Annotated in this window: 17 protein-coding genes; 3 read left to right on the forward strand and 14 right to left on the reverse strand. The window is 58.1% G+C overall.

Annotated features, from left to right (window positions below; all coding sequences use genetic code 11):
- Positions 1-8: 8 nt before the first annotated feature.
- Positions 9-1,250 carry a cellulose synthase complex periplasmic endoglucanase BcsZ gene (gene bcsZ, locus H2515_RS09530; protein WP_198659956.1) on the forward strand — a complete coding sequence of 414 codons (1,242 nt, stop codon included), beginning with the start codon at positions 9-11 and terminating at the stop codon, positions 1,248-1,250.
- Between the two features lie 121 nt (positions 1,251-1,371).
- Here the strand turns inward: bcsZ and H2515_RS09535 are convergent, their stop codons facing one another.
- Positions 1,372-2,136, reverse strand: coding sequence for an HAD-IA family hydrolase (locus H2515_RS09535; RefSeq protein ID WP_198659957.1), 765 nt, complete (start codon positions 2,134-2,136; stop codon positions 1,372-1,374).
- A gap of 169 nt (positions 2,137-2,305) precedes the next feature.
- Between H2515_RS09535 and dksA the strand changes: the two genes are divergently transcribed.
- A complete protein-coding gene (gene dksA, locus H2515_RS09540; RefSeq protein WP_014028729.1) occupies positions 2,306-2,770 on the forward strand; it encodes an RNA polymerase-binding protein DksA in 465 nt (154 codons plus the stop codon).
- 4 nt (positions 2,771-2,774) lie between these two features.
- The gene (locus H2515_RS09545; protein WP_198659958.1) at positions 2,775-4,106 is read left to right on the forward strand and encodes a dihydroorotase; all 1,332 of its coding nucleotides are present in this window, start codon (positions 2,775-2,777) and stop codon (positions 4,104-4,106) included.
- On the opposite strand, the gene tilS is transcribed toward H2515_RS09545, so the two are convergent.
- Genes tilS through rseP form a run of 13 tightly spaced genes read right to left on the reverse strand, consistent with a single transcriptional unit; the run spans position 4,070 to position 20,292 of the window.
- Positions 4,070-5,464 (reverse strand): tRNA lysidine(34) synthetase TilS, encoded by a 1,395-nt coding sequence (tilS, locus tag H2515_RS09550; RefSeq protein WP_065414381.1) that lies wholly within the window; start codon positions 5,462-5,464, stop codon positions 4,070-4,072. The genes H2515_RS09545 and tilS overlap by 37 nt on opposite strands.
- Positions 5,442-6,392 carry an acetyl-CoA carboxylase carboxyltransferase subunit alpha gene (locus H2515_RS09555; protein WP_065414382.1) on the reverse strand — a complete coding sequence of 317 codons (951 nt, stop codon included), beginning with the start codon at positions 6,390-6,392 and terminating at the stop codon, positions 5,442-5,444. Before H2515_RS09555 ends, tilS begins: the two co-directional genes overlap by 23 nt.
- Before the next feature lie 34 nt (positions 6,393-6,426).
- The gene (gene dnaE, locus H2515_RS09560; RefSeq protein WP_198659959.1) at positions 6,427-9,927 is read right to left on the reverse strand and encodes a DNA polymerase III subunit alpha; all 3,501 of its coding nucleotides are present in this window, start codon (positions 9,925-9,927) and stop codon (positions 6,427-6,429) included.
- Positions 9,924-10,517, reverse strand: coding sequence for a ribonuclease HII (locus H2515_RS09565; protein ID WP_035194408.1), 594 nt, complete (start codon positions 10,515-10,517; stop codon positions 9,924-9,926). The genes dnaE and H2515_RS09565 overlap by 4 nt, the downstream gene beginning before the upstream one ends.
- Positions 10,518-10,530: 13 nt before the next feature.
- Positions 10,531-11,658: a lipid-A-disaccharide synthase gene (gene lpxB / locus H2515_RS09570; protein ID WP_198659960.1), complete on the reverse strand. Its 1,128-nt coding sequence runs from the start codon at positions 11,656-11,658 to the stop codon at positions 10,531-10,533.
- A gap of 4 nt (positions 11,659-11,662) precedes the next feature.
- The gene (locus tag H2515_RS09575) at positions 11,663-12,772 is read right to left on the reverse strand and encodes a DegT/DnrJ/EryC1/StrS family aminotransferase (protein ID WP_198659961.1); all 1,110 of its coding nucleotides are present in this window, start codon (positions 12,770-12,772) and stop codon (positions 11,663-11,665) included.
- Between the two features lie 46 nt (positions 12,773-12,818).
- Positions 12,819-13,760 (reverse strand): Gfo/Idh/MocA family protein, encoded by a 942-nt coding sequence (locus H2515_RS09580; protein ID WP_065414386.1) that lies wholly within the window; start codon positions 13,758-13,760, stop codon positions 12,819-12,821.
- Complete coding sequence (gene lpxA, locus H2515_RS09585; RefSeq protein ID WP_065414387.1) at positions 13,757-14,539, reverse strand: acyl-ACP--UDP-N-acetylglucosamine O-acyltransferase; 783 nt, start codon at positions 14,537-14,539, stop codon at positions 13,757-13,759. The genes H2515_RS09580 and lpxA overlap by 4 nt, the downstream gene beginning before the upstream one ends.
- Positions 14,536-14,982: a 3-hydroxyacyl-ACP dehydratase FabZ gene (gene fabZ / locus H2515_RS09590; protein WP_035194398.1), complete on the reverse strand. Its 447-nt coding sequence runs from the start codon at positions 14,980-14,982 to the stop codon at positions 14,536-14,538. Before fabZ ends, lpxA begins: the two co-directional genes overlap by 4 nt.
- Positions 14,975-16,048 carry a UDP-3-O-(3-hydroxymyristoyl)glucosamine N-acyltransferase gene (gene lpxD / locus H2515_RS09595; RefSeq protein WP_232821323.1) on the reverse strand — a complete coding sequence of 358 codons (1,074 nt, stop codon included), beginning with the start codon at positions 16,046-16,048 and terminating at the stop codon, positions 14,975-14,977. The genes fabZ and lpxD overlap by 8 nt, the downstream gene beginning before the upstream one ends.
- Positions 16,038-16,574: an OmpH family outer membrane protein gene (locus tag H2515_RS09600; RefSeq protein WP_035194395.1), complete on the reverse strand. Its 537-nt coding sequence runs from the start codon at positions 16,572-16,574 to the stop codon at positions 16,038-16,040. Before H2515_RS09600 ends, lpxD begins: the two co-directional genes overlap by 11 nt.
- A gap of 17 nt (positions 16,575-16,591) precedes the next feature.
- Positions 16,592-18,937: an outer membrane protein assembly factor BamA gene (gene bamA, locus H2515_RS09605; protein ID WP_198659962.1), complete on the reverse strand. Its 2,346-nt coding sequence runs from the start codon at positions 18,935-18,937 to the stop codon at positions 16,592-16,594.
- Entirely contained in the window at positions 18,934-20,292 is a 1,359-nt protein-coding gene (gene rseP, locus H2515_RS09610; protein WP_198659963.1) for an RIP metalloprotease RseP, read from the reverse strand. The genes bamA and rseP overlap by 4 nt, the downstream gene beginning before the upstream one ends.
- Between the last annotated feature and the right edge of the window lie 4 nt (positions 20,293-20,296).

Genomic DNA, 20,296 nt, shown 5'->3' on the forward strand with positions numbered 1-20,296 from the left:
GCACCGCCATGCGTGAATGGAACCTGCAATCGGATCCTGCCGGGCGTGCGTCCTCTTCCGCAACGCGCCGCCGGAATCTGCGCTGTTGGTTACGGTCGCGGGCCCGGTGGCTGGGATTAGGGTCGCTGGCCATGCTGTTCGCGGTGGAAGGCTGCGCGATGCTGCCAAGCGCCGGCGATTCAGCGCCCAATCCCGCACCCTGGTACCAATTTTGGTCCAGCTATCAGGCCCGATTCATCGACCCGCAAGGGCGGGTCATCGACTGGAACGATGGCGGCATCACCACGTCAGAGGGGCAGTCCTACGCCTTGTTTTTTGCACTGGTGGCGAACAATCCCAAACTGTTCCAGAACATTCTGACCTGGACCCAGGATAACCTGGCGCAAGGCAGCCTTGCCGCGCACTTGCCCGCTTGGCGCTGGGGCGAGCGTCCCAATAAAACCTGGGGCGTACTCGATACCAACTCGGCAGCGGACGCGGACTTGTGGATCGCCTACACCTTGATTCAGGCAGGGCGCCTGTGGGACCGCAATAGCTACACGGCAATGGGTACGCTGCTGGCCAAACACATCGCCCAGAAAGAGGTTGTCACCCTACCGGGTATCGGAACGATGCTTATACCCGGAAATGCGGGATTTCACATCGCCCCGCATACCTACGTCTTCAACCCCAGTTATCTGCCTCTGCCGGTTGTTGAAGGATTGGCGCACGCCTTGCCACATGGCCCCTGGCGCGCTATGGCGGCGCATCTGCCCGGCTTCATCAAGGCGGTCAGCCCCCATGGCTTCGCGCCAGACTGGGTAGCCTATTCCCCGCAAGAGGGGTACCACATGGCCCCCCAGGGAGCCGATGGCAGCTATAACGCCATTCGCGTGTATCTCTGGGCCGGCATGAGCAATCCCGATACCCCGGGTGCCCAACGGATTCTGGACAGCGTTTCGGGTATGGCGCATTACCTGCAATCGCATCTGCTGCCACCGGTCAGTGAAAACTGGCAGACTGGCGCGACCTCGGGAACAGGCCCAACGGGCTTTTCCGCCGCCTTGATTCCCTACCTGATGCAGAAAAACATGAATCCGGCGGTGCACAACCAGTGGCTCAGACTCAATGCCGACTATGATCGTGCAGATGGCCTCTACGGCAAAACAGCCCATTACTATGATCAAAACCTCGCCCTCTTCGCCTTGGGATGGGTATACCACACCATACAATTTGACCGTAATGGCGAACTGAAAACAGCGTGGCATTAATTACGGGCAGACCAGAATGCAGTTGGCAAGCATAGAGAACTGGTCCCGTGGACATAGATGGCCACGAAATTGTCGTCGGCATGTCGTCGTTATAACGCCCGCTGGCAACGTTCCCAAACACTCAAACTTCACGGAGATCCGCCCACCACCCCTGCAGGGTGGAAATATCCACGACCACCTGTTCCCCAGCGGCCGGGCCCTGCAATATGTGCGCAGGGGATGCCGTTTCTCCCAAATGATCGAGAACCCGCAGCGCTGCGCTAAAGTCTTGTCCTTCGGTATATTCCGTCTGGGTAATGATGGTCGCGAGCCCCGCCCCACGGGCGGACTGCAGCCCATTCGCCGAGTCTTCAATAGCGAGGCAGTCTGCCGCAGGTAAACCTAATTGACCCAGCACATAGGTATAAATGTCCGCTGCCGGCTTTTTGTGGGAGACAATATCCCCGGCGCCGATCGCATGAAAGCGCTGCGGCGCCTCCGCACCCAGGGTGCTCTTCAGCAAGGACTCGACATTGGCTGGCGTGGTGGTCGTGGCAATGGCCAGCAGCAGATCGTGATCCCGTGCCGCATTCAGCAAACGCTCCACACCGGGGCGTAGCGGCAATAGTCCGGCATTCATCATCTCCACATAATACCCGGTCTTTTGACGGTGAATAGAAGCAATATCAGCATCGCTCAGTTGCGGCAACTCTGGATGTTCATTCAGGAAAGCCCTGAGGCGTTCTTTGCCGCCGGTAACCTTCAGATAGTAGCCATAGGTCGCTACATCCCAACTAAAAGGAAGGCCAGCTTCGGCAAAAGCCTGATTGAAAGCAACCCGGTGGGCATCCCGTTCGGTATCGGCAAGGGTACCGTCCACATCAAAGATCAGCGCGCGCAAAGACATGAATCAATATCTCCTGAATTTATGGTAAAAAGTGTCATAACCGCCCAGCAGAACCGCCAGCACCCCAACGGTCTGGTTGGGGCATTGTAACCAGCACGCATTAGATTGCCAAAACAGCCATTCTCTGTTAAACGTAAGCCCATTATTATCACCAGGACAGGAAGCCCCCATGGACAAAAACACGCCCCAGCCCGCAAAAAAAACGCCCGGCGCAGCCCAGCAGTTCACCGCCTTCACCCCCTACGCGCCCGCGCCCAGCGAAGAGTACATGAGCCCCGCGCAGATTGCCCATTTCCAGCAAATTCTGGAAGATTGGCGCGGCGAACTGATGGCGGAAGTCGACCGTACCGTACAACACATGCAGATGGAAAACGTCAACTATTCCGACCCCAATGACCGGGCCAGTCTGGAGACGGACATGGGCCTGGAACTGCGCGCCCGTGACCGGGAACGCAAACTGATCCGTAAGATTACCCAGGCTCTCGACCGCATCAAGACCGGCGAGTATGGCTACTGCGAAAGTTGTGGCGTGGAGATCGGCCTGCGCCGTCTCGAAGCCCGCCCTACCGCCACCCTGTGTATCGATTGCAAAACGCTGGAAGAAAAACGCGAGAAGCAGATGGCGCAGGATTGATACCATGCGCCTGCTGATCCGTAACGCGCGCATCGCCCTACCCTCCGGTGAACTGTATCATGGGGATCTTTTTGCCGAAGATGGTCGCATTGTCGCCATCGATCGGGATATAGACCGCGCCGCCGATACGGTGATTGACGCCGAAGGTCATATGCTGATGCCCGGCGTTATGGACCCGCAGGTGCATTTCCGCGAACCCGGCAATGAGCAGAAGGAAGACATTTCCAGCGGCTCGCGGGCCGCGGCCAAAGGTGGCGTCACCAGTTTTCTGGAAATGCCCAACACCAATCCGTCCACCACCAGCCCCGCTGCTCTGGCGGACAAGCTGGCGCGCGGTGCCGAAAAATCCGTGGTCAACTACGGATTTTTTATCGGGGCCACCCCCGACAATCTCGACAATCTGCTGGCCGCCGATGCCGCCTGCGGCATCAAGATTTTCATGGGTGCCAGTACCGGCAATTTACTGGTGGACAAGGAAGAAGACCTGGATCGCATTTTCGCGCATGGCCGCAAACTGATAGCGGTCCACGCCGAAGACGAGGCCCGCATTCGTGAACGACGCGCCCAGTTTGTCGGCAGCTGTGATCCCGCCGATCATTCCCGTATCCGCGATGAACAATCGGCACTGATTGCCACCCAGCGAGCCGTTCGACTCTCGAAAAAATATCAGCGCCGTCTGCATGTTCTGCATCTCTCCACGGCCATCGAGGTCGAGTTTTTACGGCAGCAAAAAACAAGTTATATCAGTTGTGAGGCAATTCCCAACCATCTTTTCCTGACCACCGATGCCTACGCTAAAATGGGTTCTCTGGCGCAGATGAACCCTCCCATCCGCAGTGAGCACGATCGGCAGACCCTCTGGGAGGGTTTGCGCAGCGGTGTCATCGATTGTATTGCTACAGATCACGCCCCGCACCTGCTGACAGACAAGGCCTTAGGGTGCCCGCGCGCACCCTCCGGCATGCCCGGTGTGGAAACCAGCCTGCCCCTGATGCTTACTGCCATGCGCGACGGCCATTGCAGTCTGGCCGAGTTGCAGCGCTGGATGTGCTCCAACCCGGCGCGCCTCTATGGCGTGGTGAACAAAGGGCGCATTGCCATTGGTTGGGATGCGGATCTGACCTTGGTCGACATGGTCCAAGAAAAGCCCGTTCGCAATGAAGAAATGTTCACCAAGGTAGGCTGGAGCCCCTTCAATGGCTGGGTCCTGACGGGTTGGCCTATTACCACCATTGTCGGCGGCCGGGTGGTCTTCGACAAAGGTGAGATTCTCCCCAATGCGCACGGACAGGCATTGCACTATGTGGAGCCAACGCCGCTGCTGGCAGAAGACTGAACACCGGCATTCCAGAGGCAGAGGACCCTGCTCTTATAAGAGGCACACGCCCAGGGTGCCGTGTAATAACCCAGAATAAGCAGCAAATGCCCCGCTTCGTCCCAGAGTAAGGGCACACCCGCACGCCGATCTGGTGGGACACCCGCCTCCAGCAGCAATTTCTTCAGCGGACGATGTTGGCCCTGTCCAGTCAGGGTGAGCTCCCCCTCGCGGCGGCGGCGCCAGTACACGACGGTCTCCGCAAAACGCTCAGCCAGCGCATGATGAAAGCCCTCCGGGGGCGTATCCCGGAGAGCATACTGCCAGCCAGGGATCGGCAGAGGGTCTCCCTGAGCAGCACACCAGGGGCCTTCTTCCCATTCCTTTTCCGCCATCATGCGCGGTTGCGGCCAAGCGCGCAGCAGTCCGCCCTGCAGCCAGGCTTGTCCCCCTTCCCACTGAATCCTCGCGCCCCCGCGTCTCTGCATTACCGCGTCCCGCAGAGCCTCCAGACGCTCCCGGCTCGGCACGGGAATCTGCCGCTGCTGCAGCCATCCGCGTAGAAAAACCCGCTGTGCGGCAGCAGAGAGGGACTGCAAATACTCCAGGGCAAGCTGCTCTGCAGAGAGTTCCGGGTAATCTGCCCGATACTGCTGCCAACGCAAAGTAAACCAGTCCGCCGCAATTTCTCGCATATCGGCGAGATTATCCGCAGCACGAGCGATATTTGGCGCCGCATGCGGCCAGCCCATATCGCGCAGTTGCGGGAGCAGGATATTGCGCACTCGTACCCGGTCATAACGCATATCGGCATTAGCCGGGTCATTCAGAAAAGGTAAGTGCCACTGTTCCAGATAATCCCGCAGCACCTGTTGGGGTACATCCAGTAGTGGACGGATCAGCAGCCCGGCACCCAGTGGGCGCTGCCAGGGCATGGCCGCCAGCCCGGCTACGCCAGCACCGCGCAACAGCTGCAAAAGCAGGGTCTCGGCCTGATCCTCCAGATGCTGTGCGGTGAGTAGCCAGTCACCCTGACCCAACTGCGCCGCCATGAGGGCATAGCGGGCACGCCGGGCCTGATCCTCCGGCCCTTCGCCCGGGGTGTCTGGGGGTAGGTGCAGCAGGGTGAAGGCTACCCCCAGCGCCGCCGCCTGCTGCTGGCAGGACTGTGCCCACTGAGCGCTGTCCGGATGCCAGCCGTGATCCACATGCAAGGCGTGAACGGTGTACCCTAAAGAAACCAGTGCCGCGAGCAGGGCCGTAGAATCACCACCGCCACTGTAAGCCATATACAATATACGCCCTTCCGGGGGGCGCAAACTCCCCTGTAGACGCGTCTGGAGACGCCGCTCCAGCTCAGGCGGCGCCGACGACTCCATAGTGCATCAGGCGTTCGTAACGGGTAGTCAGCAACTTGCTGGTATCCATCGCCTGCAGCTCCTGCAGGTGATGGGCGAAGCGCTCGCGGGTCAGTGCAAAGACCGCTTCCGGATCACGATGCGCGCCACCAAGGGGCTCTGCCAGCACCTCATCGACCAGACCCATTCCGTGCAGACGACGTGCAGTGATACCCAGTGTTTCTGCTGCTTCGGCTGCCATGGCGGCGTTCTTCCAGAGGATTGAGGCACAGCCCTCCGGCGAAATGACGGAGTACACCCCGTACTCCAGCATCAGCATCCGATCACCCACGCCGATCGCCAGCGCCCCACCGGAGCCGCCTTCGCCAATCACGGTGCAGATAATAGGCACTGCCAAGTCGGACATCACCGCGAGATTGCGGGCGATAGCCTCACTCTGGCCGCGCTCCTCGGCACCAATACCCGGATAGGCACCCGGCGTATCAATGAAAGTAAATACCGGCAAGAAAAAACGCTCGGCAAGACGGAGCAGACGCAAAGCCTTACGATAACCTTCCGGTCGCGGCATCCCAAAGTTGCGCTGAATCTTTTCCTTGGTGTCGCGCCCCTTCTGATGCCCTATCCAGACGATAGGCTGCCCACTGAAGCGGGCCAGGCCGCCAATAATCGCCTGGTCATCGGCAAAGGCACGGTCCCCTGCCAATATCTGCACTTCCGTGAACAGTGCCTGCACATAATCCAGGGTGTAAGGCCGCTGTGGATGCCGGGCCACCTGTACCGTCTGCCAGGCACCAAGCTTGCTGTAAATACGCTGCAATTCTTTGCGCGCCTTGACCTCCAGACGGCTGATGTCATCGGCAATACCCGGCTGATTCAGGGCGCGCAGTTCTTCCACCTTGGCATCCAGCTCCGCTACCGACTGTTCAAAGTCCAGATAACTGATTTTCATGTTCACTCCTTACCATTCCGAACAGGGCCGACGCTCAGGCCGGGCGTCGTGCCCCATATCGGGCACGCTCCAAGGGGATGACATTATTGACGAGAAGTGTCGCCGACCGATAGTCCCAGTGCCAGCGCGCGCTGGGTGCGAGCGCCGTCAAGGCGGCGATAGCAGCGGAACCCGCCGCGAAGCTCAGGCCCTCCGCCACCCGTAATTGCGCGACAATATCGTCACCGACGCGCAAACGCAGACGCAAAGCCGTTTGGCCGGGGTATTTACGGAGCACGGCAAGCAGGTCTTGGGGAGCCAATTCTGCAGCAATGTCCAGCTCCAGGGTCAGTTGCGTAGCCAGTTCCTCACGCGCCCGCGCCATACCCAGCACGCGCAGGGCATTGAGCCGCAGGCCACCAGAATAGCTGTCCTCGCCCACCTCACCCAGAACCAGCACCGGCTCCTCACCCTCCCCGACTTTACCAGCCTGCGCCCAGACTTCGGCAAAAATGACGACCTCCAGCCGCCCCCGACCGTCGTCCAGGGTCAGAAAATAAATCCGATCGCCGCGCTTGGTCCGGGTGCTGCGCCGTGCTACCACCAAGCCAGCCACCAGCACCGTGGTGCCGCTGCGGATATCGCCAAGAGGCACCGTTCCCAGTGCCGCCAGCTCATCCCGCAAACTAGCCATAGGATGACCGCTGAGATAAAAACCCAGGGTCTCCCGTTCCTGACGCAGGGTTTCGGTGAGGCTCCACGCTTCCGCCAGCACCGGCGGTGGTGCCACCGGCAACGCCTCCTGTCCGCTAAACAACGATTCCTGCTGACTTGCCCGACTGCTCTGAAACTGCGCCGCTGCTTCAATACAACTGTCCACGGAAGCAATCAGGCTGGCCCGCGACACACCCCAGTCATCCATAGCGCCAGCGCGAATCAACGCTTCCAGGGCACGACGATTGATTTTCTGGGTATCCACCCGGCAAAGCAGGTCGAAAAGATTCAAGAAGGGTCCCTCTCTACGAGCATCGAGAATCGCCTGAATGGCCGCTCGCCCCAAACCTTTAATGGCTCCCAGGCCAAAGCGGATATCACCATCCCCCTCCGGCCGGAACTCCAGCACCCCCTGCTGAACGCTCGGCGGAGCAATCCGTAGCCCCATACGGGTACACTCGGCAAGCATCGCCACAACCTTGTCGGTATGGTCCATATCGGCGGTCAGCACGGCCGCCATAAAAAATTGTGGATAGTGCGCCTTCAGGTAAGCGGTCTGATAGGACACCAGGGCATAGGCTGCCGAGTGCGATTTGTTGAAACCGTACTCGGCAAACTTTTCCATGAGGTCGAAGATCGCCCCGGCCTGATCCGCTACCAGACCATTTTTATGGGCACCCTCCAGGAAGATGGCGCGCTGCTTGGCCATTTCCTCCGGTTTTTTCTTGCCCATGGCCCGCCGCAGCAAATCAGCGCTGCCGAGGGAATAACCCGCCAGCACCTGTGCGGATTGCATGACCTGCTCTTGATAAACAATCACCCCATAGGTTTCATCGAGAATCGGCGCTAGGTCGGGATGCAGAAAAGTTACCTGCGCTTTGCCATGTTTACGGGCAATGAAGTCATCGACCATGCCTGACTGTAGCGGCCCGGGCCGGAATAGGGCGACGAGGGCAACAATATCTTCAAAGGTGTCCGGCTGCAGACGCCGCACCAGATCGCGCATGCCCGACGATTCCAGTTGGAAGACCGCCGCCGTCTCGGTGGATTTGAGCAAGGCAAAAGTCGCTGTATCGTCTAACGGCAACTGCTGAATATTCACTGGCACGCGCCCCGCCACTGCCGCATCGGCATTGATGAGTTTGACCGCCATATCAATGATGGTCAGGGTACGCAACCCGAGGAAATCGAACTTTACCAGCCCCATCTTCTCCACATCATCTTTGTCGAGTTGGGTGACATTACCCCCGCCTTCGGAGCCATCGGTGAACAGCGGCATGCGGTCGGCCAGCGGTTCCGGGGAGATCACCACACCGCCCGCATGGGTCGAAGCGTGGCGTGGCAAGCCCTCCAGACGCAGAGCGATATCCAGCAGATCGCGGACGTCATCCTCCTCGGTCTGGCGGCGGCGCAGTTCCTCGGATTCTTCCAGGGCCCTGGCCAAGGTCATGCCCAAGTCGCTCGGCACCAGTTTAGCCAACTGGTCGACAAAGCCGTAAGGCAAACCCAGCACCCGACCGACATCACGTACCACCGCCCGCGCCTTCATCGTTCCGAAGGTAATGATCTGACCGACCCGATCGCGACCGTATTTGTCAGCCACATACTGAATCACGCGGTCGCGCTGATCCATGCAGAAATCCACGTCGAAATCGGGCATGGAAACGCGCTCGGGGTTGAGAAAGCGCTCGAACAACAGGCCATTGCCAATGGGATCGAGATCGGTGATCCGCAGTGCATAGGCCACCAGCGATCCGGCACCGGAGCCACGTCCCGGTCCTACCGGAACGCCATTGTTTTTTGCCCACTGAATAAAATCCGCGACGATGAGAAAATAACCGGGGAAGCCCATCTGTTGAATAACACCGACCTCACGCAACAGGCGTTCGTGATAAGGTAGCGTGGCGTCGCCAGCGATGTGCAGTTCCTGCAAACGTTCCTGTAGACCTTTTTGCGCCGCATCATGCAAATATTCATCTGCGGACTGACCGGTAGGAATGGGGTAGTCCGGGAGCGCATACTGGCCTAGCACCAACTCCATATTGCAGCGTCGCGCGATTTCGATGGTGTTGTCGCAAGCTTCCGGCAGATCCGCAAAACGCCCTCGCATTTCTTCGGGGTCGGGCAGACGGTGCTCCGGCGTAAAACGGCGGGGACGGCGCGGGTCATCCAGGGTAAAGCCCGCAGAAATACACTGCCGCGCATCGAAGGCGGCAAAGTCCGCCGCATCCAGAAAGTGTGCATTGTTGGTGGCCACCAGTGGTAAATCCAGTTTTCCTGCGAGCACCACTGTGGCCTGTACCAGTGCCTCCTGCCCAGCCTCGCCATTGCGCTGCACTTCCAGATAAAAACGCTCGGGAAAAAGCTTGGCGTAGTACCGTGCCCGGCTTTCCGCCTGCTGGGGATTGCGCTGCAGGGCACGCCCGATTTCCCCCTGGCCGGCCGCAGACAGGGCGATGAGACCGTCACTCGCACCTTCCAGCCATACCGCGTCGATCTGTGGACGTCCATGGCGACTACCCTCCAGATAAGCCCGACTGAGCAAGCGGCTGAGATTGCCGTAGCCGGTTTTATTCATACACAGCAGGATCAAACCGGCGGGCCGCTCCAAGTCTGCCGCATCATGCACCCAGATTTCACTGCCAATCAGGGGTTTGACCCCCTGACTCCGGGCCGCGTTATAGAATTTGACCAGGGCAAAGAGATTGCCATGATCGGTGATCGCCACGGCCGGCATGCCCCGCTCCGCACAGCGCCTGGCCAGCGCCTTCACCGGGATAATGCCATCCTCCAAGGAATATTCAGAATGTACGTGCAAATGGACAAACCGGGATGTACTCATTGCGCCACCGCCCAGGCCCGGTCCACAGGACCGAAACCATGCCGGTGCAGGGCCGAGGGTCCCCAACGCCGCAGCGCTTCCAAGTGCACCGCAGTGCCATAACCCATATGTCGCGCCAATCCGTATTGGGGATAATACCTGTCGAGCAAGAGCATCTCCTCATCCCGCGCCACTTTGGCCAGAATACTCGCGGCAGCGATTGCATCCACCTGACCATCACCACCCACCCGCGTCTCGACCTGCCAGCCGGGCGGTGACTGGTTGCCATCGACGATAATCCGCTGCGGTCGCCGGGGTAGGCCCGCAACCGCCCGGGCCATGGCCCGCAAAGACGCCTGTAAAATATTGTAGCGTTCAATCTCCCAGACCGCAGCCCGGCTCACCGACCAGGCCAGGGCCTCGCTGCGGATGCGGGCAGCCCAATGCGCCCGTGCCGCTGCTGTCATTTTCTTGGAGTCATTCAGGCCAGGGAGGGGGGCGCGCAGAATCACCGCTGCCGCCACCACCGGTCCGGCAAGCGGTCCCCGCCCCGCTTCATCCACTCCGGCACACTGGGGTCCCCAGTGCTCCAGCTGCGGTGCGCTTTTCATAGGACAACCGGCTTCACGCCAGCATCTCGCGCAGTACCCGCTGCAATAGCTCCGGGGGATCACCTTCCAGCAGAGCGCACAGTTTTTGCAATTTTGCCACCTGCACGGGGCCCGCCGGACCAAAAAGTGCGGCCAGAGCATCCGCCACGTGCGCGGGCGCAAAGGCCCCCTGGAGAAATTCTGGGTACACGGACTTTTCCAACAGAATATTGGGCATGGCCACAAAGGGTGTCTTCACCAGCCTGCGGACAACAGCAAAGGTGAGTGCGTTCAAAATATAGACGACCACCGCCGGGCGCTGCATGAGTGCGGTTTCCAGTGTGGCGGTACCGGAGGCGACCAGCACCACATCAGCGGCCGCCAGCACAGTTTGCGTCTGCGCGACCATCAGTCGTGCATCTTCCGGCCCGGCACCCTGTTTCCAGAGCCGCTCCCAGAGGGGGCGTAACTCCTCCCTGGCCAAAGCCACCAGAATTCGCAGATCCGGCATCTGTTCGCGCAAACGCCGAGCCGTTTCGGCATAACGCAACACCAGCCGCTCCAGCTCACCACGCCGACTCCCGGGTAAAAGCGCAAGCACCTGGCCATCTGCCGCCATGTTCAGCGTCGCCCGCGCGCTTTCCCGATTGGGCACTGCTGCAGTCTGCGCCAACAGTGGGTGTGCCAGCACATGCACCGGCACCCCCGCCTGTGCATAAATGGGTACCTCAAAGGGAAAAAGAACCAGCATGTGGTCCACCACGCGCTTGATCTGATGGATCCGCTGCGAGCGCCAGGCCCAGATCTGTGGGCCGACCACGTAGAGCACCCGAATGCCCAGCTTTTTAGCCATCTTGGCAATGTGCAGATTGAAAGCCGGATGGTCAATCAGCACTACGCAATCCGGCCGTTCTGCCTGCAGATGCTGTCGAATCTGCCCATAGAGCCGGCGCAGGCGGCTGTAGTGTCGCAAGACTTCGACCAACCCGATCATCGCCAGCACTTCACCATCGGCAATGTTCTGCACCCCCGCAGCCTGCAGGCGGGATCCAACCACCCCCGACCACTGCAGATCGAGTCCGGCCTGCGCTGCATTCGCCATGATTTCCAGCCCGAGATTTTCGCCGGAACGCTCTACCGCGAGGATAAAGGCCTTGCTCAAGGCCCTAACCGTGCAGGGTGCGACGGATCACGGCAGCAATCCTGGCAATCTGCTCCTCACGCAGTTCCGGGAACATGGGCAGCGAGAGCACCCGCTCCGCCAGACGCTCCGCCACCGGACAATGGGCTTGGGCCTGGTGCGCAAACATCTTCTGCCGATGCCCTGGAATCGGATAGTAAATGGCGCTGGCAATGCCTTCAGCATGGAGGGCGGCTTTCAGCGCATCCCGCGCATTCAACTGAATCGTAAACTGATGGAATACGTGGTTATAACCTGCGGGAGCTTCCGGTATTTGCAGGTCGAGACCCGCCAAATGCTCGGCGTACCACCCAGCCGCCTGCCGCCGTCCGGCGTTATAGGCCGCCAGATGCGGGAACTCCGCCCGCAGAATCACCGCCTGCATTTCGTCGAGGCGGCTGTTATAGCCCAACACGTCATGGTGGTAGGTCTGCCAGGAACCATGGTTGCGCAGTCCGCGCAGCTTGCGTTCCAGCTCCGCATCCGCCGTCACCACCATGCCGCCGTCTCCGGCAGCACCGAGATTTTTGCTGGGGAAGAAAGAAAAACAGCCGATATCGCCAAAACTGCCCACCCCCTGTCCGTTAATTTCGGCACCAATGGCCTGGGCACAATCCTCAACCACCCGTAAACCATGCTTCTGCGCGAGCGCCATGATGGCGGGCATATCCGCGGGCAAGCCGTAGAGATGTACGGGGATGATCGCTTTGGTCCGCGGCGTAACGGCGGCCTCGATACCGGCCACGGTCATGGCGTAAAAACGATCATCCACATCCACAAAGACCGGCGTAGCACCCACATAAAGCACGGCTTCCGCAGTCGCAATGAAGGTAAAGGTAGGGACGATTACCTCGTCGCCGGGACCGATCTCCAGGGCACGCAGGGCCAGCATCAGGGCATCCGTACCGGAAGCGCAGCCCACACCATGGGCAACGCCGGAGAGGTCTGCCACCTCTGTTTCCAACGCACGCCCCTGATTTCCCAGGATAAAGCTGGCATCGTCCAGAATTTTCCCTATCCCCGTCAGCATTTCATCCCGCAGCGGCGCAAAGTGCGCGCGCAAATCGACCATGGGAATTGTTGTATTTTGAGTCATGCATCACCGTCCAAAAAAAAACGTCAAAACCTGCACCGGCATACGCTCAATGCTGCAGAAAAGCCTCCACGGCCACCCGCACCTGCAGCGCCGCCGCCAGCACCCGCCGACCCGCGATACCATCACAAAACACCGGCCGGTGCGCCACGATGGCGTTCAGGAAATCCGCAATCTCCGCCGCCAAGGCATCCTTTTTGGGTAACTCCACGGCCTCATCACGCACACCGGGAATTCCCGGCACTGTTCCCGCACCGCGATGGTAGATATGCAGGGTGTTGTTGAGAAAATCCACTGAGGCATAACGATCCTGCCAAAAAATACGCATGCGCCGCGCTGGCTCCCGCACTACCCGGGAGGCCGCCAGGTTGGCCACAGTGCCATTGTTCAGCGTTATCCAGGCATTGGCCATATCCGCCTTGTCCGTCACTGCCGCGACACCCACGGCGCGCACATCCACGGGCTCGGCGCCAGTCAGCAGTAAAGTCAGGTCCAGATCGTGAATCATCAGATCCATAATCACGTCGATATCCAGCGAGCGCGGCTTGAAAGGCGCCAGACGTTCCGCCTCGAGATAGCGAGGCGCTCCGTAGCCCGCCTGGCGCAAATGCTGAATCGCCGGATGCACCCGTTTGATATGGCCGACTGCCAGCACCAGGTGACGTTCCTGCGCCATGCCGATCAGTGTATCCGCTTCTTCGGTATCCAGGGTAAAGGGCTTTTCGACCAGACAGTGCACACCCGCCTGCATGGCCGCTTCCGCCACGGCGAAGTGGGTGGAGGTGGGGGTAGCGATGGACACCGCATCCACTTCAGCCAGCAAGGCGCTGACACTGGAAAAGGCCTGACAACCCAGCTCTGCCGCCACCTCTGCAGCGCGCTCGGCATTTTGATCAAAAACACCCACAAATTGCGAAAGTGCTACATATTTCTGAGCATGGAAACGACCCAGATGACCCACGCCGATAACGCCGGTTCTCATGTTTTTCATGGCCGGGTAATCCCCCGTTTGCTGCTGCGGATAAAGTCCAGGAGATAGGCCACTTCAGGCGCATTCAGACCACGTTGCAAGACTTCATCCATAGCAGCATCCAAACGTTGCCCAGAACGGAAGAGTAAGCGGTAAGCCCGCTTAATCTGTAAGATAGTCTCCCGGGAAATACCGCGCCGCGCCAGACCGCGAACGTTAATCCCGTGCAATCTGGCATGGTTACCCGCCGCCATCATAAAGGGCGGAATATCTAGTGGAGCCATGGTACCGCCGCCGAGAATCGCATGCGCCCCTACCCGCGCATACTGATGCACTGCCGACAGTCCGCCGAGGATGGCGTGATCTTCGACACTGACATGACCGGCGAGTGTTGCAGCATTGGCCATCACCACCTGATCGCCAATGCAACAGTCATGCGCCACATGGCAGTAAGCCATGAGGAGATTGTGATTACCAATCCGCGTGATCCCACCACCTTTCACGGTGCCGCGATTGATGGTCACAAACTCGCGTATCGTATTGTGCGAGCCGATTTCGAGCGCAGTAGGTTCACCCGTATAGCCAAGGTCCTGCGGAGCAGTGCCCACAGACGCAAATTGAAAGATATGGTTATGGGCTCCCAAGCGGCTAGGGCCTTCAATGACTGTATGCGCACCGATCCGGCAGTGATTGCCGATCTCCACCCCTGCACCAATGACCGCAAAAGGCCCGATTACGCAGCCCTCGCCGATCCGTGCCAAGGGATCAACGATAGCCTGCGGATGAATCTGTGCGGTCATCGGGCATGCTCACGCAATGTGGCCAACAGCAGCGCGGAGGCGACTTCCCCCCCATTGACCAGTGCCATCGTTTCCATCTGCCACATACCGGAACGCCGACGGCTTACATTGGCGATGAGTTCCAACTGATCACCCGGCGTCACCGGTTTGCGGAAACGTGCCTTATCGATCCCGGCAAAATAAACCGCTGCATTATCGCCATACTTGTCTTCGGAAACAAAAGCAAGGAGGGCCGCAGCCTGGGCAAGCGCCTCAATGATGAGCACCCCTGGCATAACCGGAAATCCCGGGAAATGCCCCTGAAAATACGGCTCGTTCATGGTGACATTTTTCAAAGCACGCAAACGCTTCCCTATCTCCATTTCAACCACCCGATCCACCAGCAAAAATGGATAGCGATGTGGCAAGCGTTTAAGAATATCCTGAATATTCAGCTCATTCACGATCAGACGGCTCCCCGTTTGTAGATAAATCCTGCCCGACTTCACGCCCGATTCGCTGCACCCGACGGAACAGCACGTCCAGCCCATTGAGACGCGCGACGATCCGTCTCCAGCGGTTCACTTCCTGTGCAGGGATGACCCCCGAATAAACACCAGGACGACGCAAAGAATGCGTCACCGCGCTCTGTCCGGCAATCACACAGCCATCAGCAATTTCTATGTGGCCGGCAATCCCCACCTGACCACCAATGCGGCAATGGCGACCAACCCGCGTACTTCCCGCAATACCTGTCTGTCCGGCGATAACCGTATGCGCACCGATCTGGACGTTGTGCCCGATCTGCACCAGATTGTCTATTTTTACCCCATCTTCAATCACCGTGTCGGCCAGCGCACCGCGGTCAATGCAAGAGTTGGCACCAATCTCCACGCCATTTCCAATGAGCACACGACCCACCTGTGGTATTTTCAGAAACCGGCCATCCGCCTCGGCAAAACCAAAACCGTCGGCACCGATCACCGCACCCGCATGGAAGATGCAATCGACACCAAGTTTGCAGCCCGCATAAATTTTAACGCCGGGATAAAGATGCGACCCACGCCCCACCGTCACGCCCGCACCAATAAAGGTACCGGCTTCCAGCCAAACACCGGCGGCGATCACCGCTCCGGACTCTATCTGCACGTAGGCATCAACGCGGGCACCGGGATCCACCTGCGCATCGCGCGCCAGTTGCGCCGTATGGTGCAGTCCAGGTTGAAGGGTGCCCTGCGGATAGATGTACTGCATAATCCGCGCAAATGCCGCGTAGGGATTGTCCGTCAACAGACAGTTGCCGACAAAATCCTCCGCATCCTGCGGAGTAATAACCACGGCTCCTGCTTTACTCGCTTTTAACAGACTGCGCAAATGCGGGTCCTGATAAAAAGCAAGATCCTCACTGCTGGCCGTATCGAGGGGCGCCACAGCACTAATCTGATACCCAGCGTCGCCACGCAATTGCGCGCCCGCCACTTGCGCAAGATCACCCAGGTGATACAAGCCACGCGCCACCCTATTTAACACGCTTCACTTTGTCAGAAGGCGGTTTGGTCGCCATCGCTGCCACCACCTGCGAGGTAATATCAATAGCGCCATTCACATAAAGCACAGACTTGTCATTGAGGATAACCGTATAGTGCCCGGCGCGCCCAATTCTGCTCACCACTTTGACCAGTTGATCCTGTATGTTTTTCAGAATCTGATTACGTTGATAGTTTAAACCATCCTGGGCCTGCCGCTGGAACTGCTGAAAATTGAGGATCATACTTTGCAATCGTGCCTCTCGTTCCTGCCTTTGCGCATTGGTCAGATGCGGAAAATCTCTTTCCAAGGTCTTTTGAAAGATGTTGACCTGTTGGCGCTTGGCCTCGATTTCCTTCTGCTTAGCCGCTATCTGTTTGTTGAGGCTGGTCGCGCCTGCCTGCGCCTCAGGCAATTCGCGCAATGCGCGGTCAAGATCTACGAAACCGATCTTCAGCGGGTCTGCCCACGCCACCACCGAAGTCAGCATCAACAGGAGAACGACCCCAATGCGCAGTTGCCAATTCATATCCTAACGCCACACCATCAAAAATTATTACCCACGGTGAACTGCAAGGGCTGGGTCAAATCGTTCGGATGCTTATTGAGTGGTACGGCGAGGGACAGGCGCAGAGGTCCCATCGGGCTGATCCACAGGAAGCCGACACCCACCGTCGTCCGCATTTGACCCAAACTCGGGAAGTACTGATTGTTGTAAGAGTAATTATTTCCACTAGCGTCCGAGTTAACACCGTAAACCCACCCACTGGCCGCAAACAGAGACATCCGGAAATTATTATTATTTTCGAGGCCCGGAAGCGGGAAGTACAAACTGGCATTAAACAGCAACTCGCGAGTACCGCCTACGGGATAGCCACCCACTTGTGGTCCTAACGAATAGGTCTGATAACCTGGCAAGGTAGTTGGACCACCCATATAGAAGTTATTAAAAAATGGCACGCTTAACCCGCCATAACCGTTGATAAAGCCATAGCGCCCACTCAATCCACCCGTCAGCCAGGAAGTAATGGGATGATAATAGTCCGCTTTAATTTCCGCCTTATACCAGCGCAGCTTCGCGGGGGGCACAGCGGCCTTCAGCGCCAGGCTTCCGTAAAAACCGTTGGTGGGGAATATTGGTGAATTCCGGCTATCAAAAGTCAGGGCATTCCCAACCGTCAACGCTGTGGCTGTATTACCAAATGTCTGGACATATTGGGAGTAAATTGCTGGCGGATTAGCAAATAGATTAATTGTTGTATTACTGAAACCCAGCGACATGTAATCATAGATATACTGCATCACTGGGATACCCAGCGTCGCCGTTCCGCCGTAATCAATTTCCTGATAAGGGGCTACGGACAGAATGGAAAGATTGGTGTTGTTCCGATATAGGCTGAAGCCGAGACTGACGCCGTCCGGCGTGACATACGGGTCGGTAAAGGAGAGATTGTACGCCGTCCCCATACCACTCACATTCGCCGAGAACGCCAAGGCATTACCGGTCCCCATGAAGTTGTTCTGGCTGATAGAGCCATTGAACAGGATACCATAGGCATTGGAATAACCAACACCAATACTAAAACTACCCGTCGGCCTTTCGCTCACATCGACGTCCAGATCCAGTTGATCAGGATGCCCCGGAACGGGTACAGTTTTGGTGTTAATCTTATCGTAAAAACCGGTCTGCTGCAGACGCATCTTGGAGCGTCGGATCAGAGCGCCATCATAAAGTGCACCTTCCATCTGCCGGAATTGACGCCGAACCACATAGTCCCGGCTTTTGTCATTACCGGTGATTTCAATGCGGCGAATATAAACCTTACGACCCGGGTTCACCTCAAAGTTCAGAGCCACTTCGTGGGTTTTTGCGTCCACTTTGGGCACCGGCGTGGTATTGGCAAAAGCGTAGCCCAAGTTTCCCAGCTTATCCGCAATAGCACTATTGGTGTCGTTGATCTTGGCTCGGGAAAACACGTCGCCCGGTTTGATCTCCATCAGTTTTTCCAGTTCCGGCTTTGGCACGACCAAGTCACCACTCAGATGCACCGACTGGATATGATAGAGATCCCCTTCATGCACATTGACCGTGATATACACAAAGCGCCGATCCGGCGTTACCTGCACCTGACTCGATTCGACATCAAAATTCAGATAACCCCGGTCCAGATAATAATTATGGAGTTTCTCCAGGCCTTTCATAAGCTTTTCACGGGAATAACGATTGTTTTTAGTAAAGAAGGAAAACGCATCCGGCGCACCGATGCTGAAAAGGCCGCGCAGACGGCTTTCGCTGAAGGCATGATTACCGACAATGGTCACCTGCTTGATAGTCGCCTGCTCGCCTTCCTTCGCGTCAATATGGATGGCCACCCGATTGCGCGGCAACTTTACTACTCGCACATGAATCTTGGCATTGTAATAGCCCATGCCTTCGTACTGTTCCTGCAGACCATGCACCACCTGATCAAGAATCGAGCGATTGAAGATATGCCTTTCCACCAGACCGACACCCTTGAGCGTGCCATTCACCTCGCTCTTGGGAAAGGCCTTGATACCCTCCATCTTGATACCGGAAATGATGGGCCGCTCCTGCACGATGACCAGTAGATTGTCGTCAGAACGGGCAATGGTCACATCCTTGAAGAATCCCGTGGAATAGAGATCCTTGATGGCCTGCTGCGCCTTCTGGTCATCCACCTGTTCGCCAATATGGATAGGCAGGTAGTTATAGACCGTGCCAGGCGCAATATGCTCCAGGCCACGTATTTCTATATTTTTGACCGTAAAGGGCGTAAATGCCCAGGCGGGTGCCGCCCAAACGGCAGCAACACAAGCCACACTCGCGGCGAGAAACATGGGGGAGGCCGAACTGAGGCTGAATTTTTTCACTGTGTCAACAATCTCATAATATCATTGTAGAAGGCGAAGGACATGAGCATCAGAAGCAGCACTATACCGATCTGCTGCGCTTTTTGCACCACCGCCGCAGGAAGTGCTTTACCACGCACCATCTCCACGGCGTAAAACACCAGATGACCCCCATCCAGAATCGGGATGGGCAGAAGATTAAGCACCCCCAGACTGATACTGATCAGCCCGAGAAAAGACAAAAATGGCGCCAGACCGGCTTGTGCCGACTGCCCGGCAAATTCCGCGATGGCAATCGGACCACTGATATTGTCCGGGGAAATAAAACCCTGCACCATCCGTACGATCATCTCGACGGTCATGAGCGACATCCGCCAAGTGGTTCGCGCCCCATAGATCAGGCCCTCCAGGGGGCCCCGCTCGCGCAGGACAATCAGATTTTTGGGGAGAGGGGCCATGCTGATGCCGATGCGGCCTACCGGCTTTCCAGCCTTGTCGATGAACATCTGCGGGGTGAGACTCACGGCTTTTGCAAGCCCTTGCGCCGTCACATAACGCAGATGGATCACTGTATCGGGGTGCGATTCGACGTGCCGGGCCAAGACCTCCCAGCTGGGGATCCGATGACCATCGATGGCGACCAGGCGGTCTCCTGCCTGCAGCCCGGCCAGTTGCGCCGGGCTATGCGGCTCTACAGCACCGATGACGGCAGGCAGGTAGGGCGCCATTCCAATGACTTTACTGATAAGGTCTGGCCCCACAGCATCAGCGGCAAGGGTCTGCAGTGACAGCACGTGGATCACCTGAGCGCCGTCGCTGCGCGTCGTCTGCAAAGTCACCGGGCTGCGTGCAATCGCCGCTGAGAGGAGCTTCATGCGCACATCCTCCCAGGTATAGACACGCCGCCCGTCGATCATCGATATACGTTCCCCCGGCTGCAATTGCGCCTGAGCCGCAAGAGAATGATCCTGAACCAGGCCGACGATGGGTGCCAACCCCGGAATACCGAGCCAAGCCACCCCCGCATAAGCCACGATAGCAAACAGGAGGTTAGCCACCGGTCCCGCCAGGGCGATCAAAAAGCGTTTACCGGGCGCGAGGTTATTAAAGGCCCGTTTACGGTCTTCGGCCAAGGCCGGCTCCCCGTCCTGTTCGCCGAGCATTTTGACGTAACCACCCAGGGGGAGCGCGGCAATCACATACTCCGTCTGATCCCGCCCCCAGCGGCGGCTGATCAGTGTCGGCCCAAAGCCGATGCTGAACTTGAGTATTTTGACACCCATGGATTTTGCGACCGCGAAATGACCTGATTCATGGATCAGCACGAGGATACCGATAGCCAGGATAAAGGCCCCTATGGTCTCAAGAATCTGCATTTGC

It is taken from the genome of Acidithiobacillus ferrivorans, assembly GCF_016250455.1.
GTDB classification, from domain to species: Bacteria; Pseudomonadota; Gammaproteobacteria; order Acidithiobacillales; family Acidithiobacillaceae; genus Acidithiobacillus; species Acidithiobacillus ferrivorans.

Excerpts from the sequence above, each read along its gene's own strand:
- bcsZ (WP_198659956.1), top strand. The coding sequence starts at position 9 with ATGCGTGAATGGAACCTGCAATCGGATCCTGCCGGGCGTGCGTCCTCT.
- H2515_RS09535 (WP_198659957.1), bottom strand. The coding sequence starts at position 2,136 with ATGTCTTTGCGCGCGCTGATCTTTGATGTGGACGGTACCCTTGCCGAT.
- dksA (WP_014028729.1), top strand. The coding sequence starts at position 2,306 with ATGGACAAAAACACGCCCCAGCCCGCAAAAAAAACGCCCGGCGCAGCC.
- H2515_RS09545 (WP_198659958.1), top strand. The coding sequence starts at position 2,775 with ATGCGCCTGCTGATCCGTAACGCGCGCATCGCCCTACCCTCCGGTGAA.
- tilS (WP_065414381.1), bottom strand. The coding sequence starts at position 5,464 with ATGGAGTCGTCGGCGCCGCCTGAGCTGGAGCGGCGTCTCCAGACGCGT.
- H2515_RS09555 (WP_065414382.1), bottom strand. The coding sequence starts at position 6,392 with ATGAAAATCAGTTATCTGGACTTTGAACAGTCGGTAGCGGAGCTGGAT.
- dnaE (WP_198659959.1), bottom strand. The coding sequence starts at position 9,927 with ATGAGTACATCCCGGTTTGTCCATTTGCACGTACATTCTGAATATTCC.
- H2515_RS09565 (WP_035194408.1), bottom strand. The coding sequence starts at position 10,517 with ATGAAAAGCGCACCGCAGCTGGAGCACTGGGGACCCCAGTGTGCCGGA.
- H2515_RS09575 (WP_198659961.1), bottom strand. The coding sequence starts at position 12,772 with ATGACTCAAAATACAACAATTCCCATGGTCGATTTGCGCGCGCACTTT.
- H2515_RS09580 (WP_065414386.1), bottom strand. The coding sequence starts at position 13,760 with ATGAAAAACATGAGAACCGGCGTTATCGGCGTGGGTCATCTGGGTCGT.
- lpxA (WP_065414387.1), bottom strand. The coding sequence starts at position 14,539 with ATGACCGCACAGATTCATCCGCAGGCTATCGTTGATCCCTTGGCACGG.
- H2515_RS09600 (WP_035194395.1), bottom strand. The coding sequence starts at position 16,574 with ATGAATTGGCAACTGCGCATTGGGGTCGTTCTCCTGTTGATGCTGACT.
- rseP (WP_198659963.1), bottom strand. The coding sequence starts at position 20,292 with ATGCAGATTCTTGAGACCATAGGGGCCTTTATCCTGGCTATCGGTATC.